The sequence below is a fragment of the Streptomyces sp. NRRL B-24085 genome (assembly GCF_001282115.1).
Classification (GTDB): Bacteria; Actinomycetota; Actinomycetes; order Streptomycetales; family Streptomycetaceae; genus Streptomyces.
Window position 1 is genome coordinate 1 of record NZ_LJBR01000150.1, and the last position, 3,081, is coordinate 3,081.

A 3,081-nucleotide genomic window follows, 5' to 3' on the forward strand; every position below is an offset into this window, starting at 1 on the left:
GTCCGGCTGTCTGACAGGTTGACGGGGGTGATACTCCGGGCGGCGGGAGGGTGCTGTCAAGGGGGCGGGTGTGCGGGGTGCGGGGTGTGGGAGACGTTTCGCACCCGGGGCGGTGTGCGCGAGGCAGGTGCTCCCTCGCCACCCCGCCTGCGGCGCGAGATACGGGAACCGTCCCTCAGCCCCGTGGCGGTGTGCGCGACGCGGGCGATCGCCCGCCCCCAGCGTGCGGTGCGCGAGATCCCGGAGCCGTCTCCCATTCCCACAGTGGTGAGCAAGGCATGGCAGCCGCCCCCCACCCCGCTTGGAGGTGCGCATGGCGTTGGAGCCGCCCCGCACCCCCGTAGCAGCTCGCGGGGTGCAGCGACCGCTCCCTGTGGCAGCTCGCGAGGTGCAGCGACCGCGCGACCGCCCTCCGTGGCAGCTCGCGAGGTGCAGCAGCCGCCCCCGTGGCAGTGGGCGAGGCGTGGCAGGCGCCATCGACCCCGCGTGGACCTGCGCAAGGTACAGGAGACGCCCCCCGTGGCGGCCGGCCGTGCCGGTCAGCTGGAGAGCGTCCCCGTGGCCAGCAGGCCGAAGAGCAGCAGGCCCACGACGATCCGGTAGATCACGAAGGCGTTGAAGGAGTGCTTGGCGACGAACTTCAGCAGCCAGGCGATGGAGGCGTAGGCCACGACGAAGGAGACGGCCGTGCCGACGGCCAGCGGGGCCGCGCCCACGCCGGCGCCCAGGGCGTCCTTGAGCTCGTAGATGCCGGCGCCGGTGAGGGCGGGGATGCCGAGGAAGAAGGAGAGGCGGGTGGCGGCCACCCGGTCGAGGTCCAGCATCAGGGCCGTGGACATGGTGGCGCCGGAGCGGGAGAAGCCCGGGAACAGCAGGGCGAGGATCTGCGAGCTGCCGACCAGCATGGCGTCCTTGAACGAGGTGTCGTCCTCACCGCGCTTGTGCCGGCCCATCTGGTCCGCCGCCCACATCACACCGCTGCCCGCGATCAGGGAGCCCGCGACCACCCACAGGGAGGCGAGCGGCCCCTCGATGAGCGGCTTGGCGGCGAGGCCGACGGCGACGATCGGGACGGTCGCGGCGATCACCCACCAGGCGAACTTGTAGTCGTGGTGGTAGCGCTCCTCCTTGTGGACGAGCCCCCTCCCCCACGCGGAGACGATCCGCACGATGTCCTTGAAGAAGTACACGAGCACGGCGGCGATCGCACCGACCTGGATGACGGCCGAGAACCCGACGACGGCGTCGTCGTCGACGGGGATGTTCATCAGCCCCTCGACGATCTTCAGATGGCCGGTGGAGGAGACGGGGAGGAACTCGGTCACTCCCTCGACGGCTCCGAGGACGACGGCCTGACCGACGCTGATGACGCTCATGGGATCCAGTTCTTCTCAGGGGATGGCAGGTGCGGAGGGCACAGTCTTACTACACGCGGACAAGCGTCGAGGCTTACGTCCACACCGCCTGCGCCAGCGCCACTCCCGCGAAGGCCGCCCCGAGTCCGGCCACCACACTGACGGCCACGTTGGCGACGGCGTAGAGGCGTGCCCCGGTCCCGGCGAGCCGGAGGGTCTCGTAGGAGAAGGTCGAGTACGTCGTCAGGGCCCCGCACAGGCCGGTGCCCAGGAGAAGCTGGAGGTGGGACCCGGCCGCCCCCGCGGCCGCGGCGCCGGTGAGCAGGCCGAGGACCAGACAGCCCGTGACGTTGACGGCGAGGGTGCCCCAGGGGAAGACCGAGTCGTGCCGGGACTGCACCGCGCGGTCGGTGAGGTAGCGCAGCGGGGCGCCGACCATCGCACCCATGACGACCAGCAGCCAGCTCACAACGACTTCTTACCCTTCGTGTCCGCTATGTCCTGGTTCCCGTCGCGGCCGACGTACCGGATGACCTCGCAGTCCTCGAGGGTCACCAGGCCCTCGGTGACGAGTTCGTCGAGCTGCGGCAGGAACTCCCGTACGCGTGACTCCGTGTCGACGATGACGACGGCCACCGGCAGGTCCTCGCTGAGGGACAGCAGCCGGGAGGTGTGGATCAGGGAGGAGGCGCCGAAGCCCTCGACGCCGCGGAAGACACTCGCCCCGGCGAGCCCCGCGGCGTGGGCGCGGTGCACGATCTCGGCGTAGAGGGGCTTGTGGTGCCAGGTGTCGTTCTCGCCGATGTAGACGGTCAGGCGCAGGGCGCTCCCGGTCAGCCTCGTCATGGCTGCCTCCGCTTCAGGACGCGGCGGGCCGCCGTGGACGCCAGCCACACCGCGGTGAGGGCCGCGAGCAGGGTCGCGGCGAGATAGGCCAGGCCCGTGCCGGCCCGGCCGTGGTCGACGAGCTTCTGGATGTCGACGGCGTAGGTCGAGAAGGTGGTGAAGCCGCCCAGGACCCCGGTGCCGAAGAAGGGCCGGACCAGGCGGTGGGCGGCCCACACGTCGGTGATGACGACCATGAACACCCCGATGACCGCGCAGCCGACGACGTTGGTCCAGAAGGTCGCCCAGGGGAATCCGCCGGGCGGGGTGGGCCAGTGGAGGGCGAGCGCGTACCGGGCCGTCGCGCCCAGGGCGCCGCCGAGCGCGACCACGGCGACCACGGGCGCCTGGCCGCGCCACGGGGACGGACGTGCGGGTCCGGCGGGAGCACGCACGCTCTGGGGGGCTGTCATGGCCGTGTCTCTCCTACTCGCCGGGGCCCGGGTGCACGGGCGCGCTCCATCGCAAGTAGGGACCGTTGGCGGCGCCTTCGCCGCGGTTCGGGTACGGCGGGCCCCACCGCCGTGCCGCGAGGGTGATCGCGACCGGGGACCAGCGTAACGCCGGGGCGCGGCCGGGGTCACTTCGCGGCGGGCGGCTCGCACAGCGCGATGCCGCGCTCCCAGAGGCTGCCGAGGACCAGGTGGCCGGAGGCCTCGCAGACGCTGGTGACCATGCGGAAGCGGGACCCGCGGCGGGCGAGGTGGTGGACGACCCCACCGGTGTCGTCGACGGCGAGGACACCGATGCCGCCCGTGGGCCGGTAGGGGGCGCGCACGGCGACGCGGGCGGCGGCTCGGCGGACGGAAGGGGCGGCGCGGTGCAGGAGGTCGAGCGGGGG

General features: G+C 72.5%; 4 protein-coding genes and 1 pseudogene. All 5 read right to left on the minus strand.

Annotation, left to right across the window (positions count from 1 at the left end):
* Positions 1–539 precede the first annotated feature (539 nt).
* On the minus strand, positions 540–1,376 hold the full coding sequence (locus AOJ26_RS17975) for an undecaprenyl-diphosphate phosphatase (protein ID WP_053849328.1): 837 nt from the start codon (positions 1,374–1,376) through the stop codon (positions 540–542).
* A gap of 73 nt (positions 1,377–1,449) precedes the next feature.
* On the minus strand, positions 1,450–1,824 hold the full coding sequence (gene crcB / locus AOJ26_RS17980; protein WP_053849329.1) for a fluoride efflux transporter CrcB: 375 nt from the start codon (positions 1,822–1,824) through the stop codon (positions 1,450–1,452).
* Positions 1,821–2,201, minus strand: a complete 381-nt coding sequence (locus AOJ26_RS17985; RefSeq protein WP_053849330.1) for a DUF190 domain-containing protein — start codon at positions 2,199–2,201, stop codon at positions 1,821–1,823. The genes crcB (AOJ26_RS17980) and AOJ26_RS17985 overlap by 4 nt, the downstream gene beginning before the upstream one ends.
* Positions 2,198–2,653, minus strand: a complete 456-nt coding sequence (gene crcB, locus AOJ26_RS17990; protein ID WP_053849331.1) for a fluoride efflux transporter CrcB — start codon at positions 2,651–2,653, stop codon at positions 2,198–2,200. Before crcB (AOJ26_RS17990) ends, AOJ26_RS17985 begins: the two co-directional genes overlap by 4 nt.
* A 167-nt stretch (positions 2,654–2,820) precedes the next feature.
* Positions 2,821–3,081 (minus strand): annotated as a pseudogene (locus AOJ26_RS17995) (SMP-30/gluconolactonase/LRE family protein); the annotation flags it as partial.

Excerpts from the sequence above, each read along its gene's own strand:
- crcB (WP_053849331.1), bottom strand. The coding sequence starts at position 2,653 with ATGACAGCCCCCCAGAGCGTGCGTGCTCCCGCCGGACCCGCACGTCCG.
- AOJ26_RS17985 (WP_053849330.1), bottom strand. The coding sequence starts at position 2,201 with ATGACGAGGCTGACCGGGAGCGCCCTGCGCCTGACCGTCTACATCGGC.
- AOJ26_RS17975 (WP_053849328.1), bottom strand. The coding sequence starts at position 1,376 with ATGAGCGTCATCAGCGTCGGTCAGGCCGTCGTCCTCGGAGCCGTCGAG.